Consider the following 1,588-nt stretch of genomic DNA (forward strand, 5'->3'; position numbering starts at 1 on the left):
TTGTCTAGGAAATTATAAAATTCTTCGGCTGTGGATAACTTTGTGATAAAATTTAATTATTCATACTTTGAGGAGTAGAAACATGAAAAAGGGAACAGGGGTTATAAAAGAGATTCTGAAAGATCATTTCGCAGGTTTCTGGGACTTCCATTCAAATCGTTTCCCAGAGTCATATCGTGACCATATCAAAGAAACCGTGGAAAAAACTATTCGTTGTGGCACACGCGATTTAGGTTATGCTCGATATGAATGTTTAGGCTGTGAAGGAAATCCTCTGCCTAAATTTGTATGTTTCACCTGTAAAAGCAGACTTTGCCATCGATGTGGAAAAAAGTATACCGATGACTGGTCGGATAAGCAGCAGGAAATGATTTTTAATGTCACCCATCGCCATATGGTATTCACTATTCCAAAAGAATTAAGAAATATATTTTATAATGATCGAAAAAAGTTAAATGAGTTAAGCAACCAAGTAGCTGAAGTGTTTCAGTATCATAACAGGAAGAAGAGTAAATCCAGGGAATTTCGTTCTGGGATTATAACAGTTATTCATACATTTGGTAGAGACCTGAAATTCAACCCTCATATTCATGCATTGGTTACGGAGGGTGCATTGGATAATAAAAATGAATGGGTTAATAATGGTTATATTCCTTATGATTATTTAAGAAAGTCTTGGCAGAAAGTTGTGTTAGATTTAGTTAAGAAGTGGTTCCCTATGAACCGAAAAGTACTTGAACTTATTAATGATTTATATCGAAGATATCCTAAAGGCTTCTATGTCAATGCAGAAAAGAAAATGACGAATGCGAAAAGTGTAGCCAAATATATTGGTAGGTACTTAGCTCGACCAGCTATCGCTGAATATCGTATCGAAGGCTATGATGGAAAAATGGTTCACTATTGGTATGAGGATCATAAAACAGGAAAACGCATTGATAAGAAGGTAACTGTATATCGGTTTCTATTTGAGATATTACAACACATACCACCTAAGCATTTTCGAATGGTAGGCAGATATGGTTTGTATAGTAGAAGATCCCACCGCAAAGCCCAACAAATATTGAGTTTACACGCATTCATGAGGACCAAACAGATATCGTTTCTTTTAGAGACAAAAAGAAAGAAGAAAACGTATCGCCAGCGTATAATTGAATCCTTTGAAAAGGATCCTTTTGAATGTCCACACTGCCATCGACAGATGGAGCTTGTTGGGATATGGCATGCTGATTATGGATGGATATATTATTATCTGGAAGAAGTAGAAACGGAATGGAGGAGGAGATACGGAATTGGGAAGCCGAAAAGAGCAGGATAATTCAAAGGAAGTAATTCCTGATTGGTTAGATGAAGATGATCCCTTTGGTTTAAATGAAGAAATAGAAATTGTCATATTTAAATGCTTGGATTGTAAAGGTACCGATGAAGTTCCTGAATATATCATCGGTGAATTTAGTGTGGACAAAAGTAGGGGAGAAGTTGAAATACATTGCCCGCACTGTAATGGCACCATGATCGAAGCGAAAGACGCCCCAAGTGATTAACTCTCACTTGGGACGTGATTTAGTCGCGTTAGCGATTTTGTTCT

At 36.8% G+C, this 1,588-nt stretch carries 2 protein-coding genes; both read left to right on the forward strand.

The window, feature by feature from the left end:
- Positions 1-82 precede the first annotated feature (82 nt).
- A complete protein-coding gene (locus tag WKU33_RS18825; protein WP_336253572.1) occupies positions 83-1,318 on the forward strand; it encodes an IS91 family transposase in 1,236 nt (411 codons plus the stop codon).
- Positions 1,293-1,544, forward strand: a complete 252-nt coding sequence (locus WKU33_RS18830; protein ID WP_336253571.1) for a hypothetical protein — start codon at positions 1,293-1,295, stop codon at positions 1,542-1,544. The genes WKU33_RS18825 and WKU33_RS18830 overlap by 26 nt, the downstream gene beginning before the upstream one ends.
- Positions 1,545-1,588 lie beyond the last annotated feature (44 nt).

The sequence above is a fragment of the Oceanobacillus sp. HCA-5259 genome (assembly GCF_037892815.1).
GTDB lineage: Bacteria > Bacillota > Bacilli > Bacillales > Amphibacillaceae > Oceanobacillus > Oceanobacillus indicireducens.

Bases quoted from the DNA above. Each gene is read 5' to 3' on its own strand.
- WKU33_RS18825 (WP_336253572.1), top strand. From the start codon at position 83: ATGAAAAAGGGAACAGGGGTTATAAAAGAGATTCTGAAAGATCATTTC.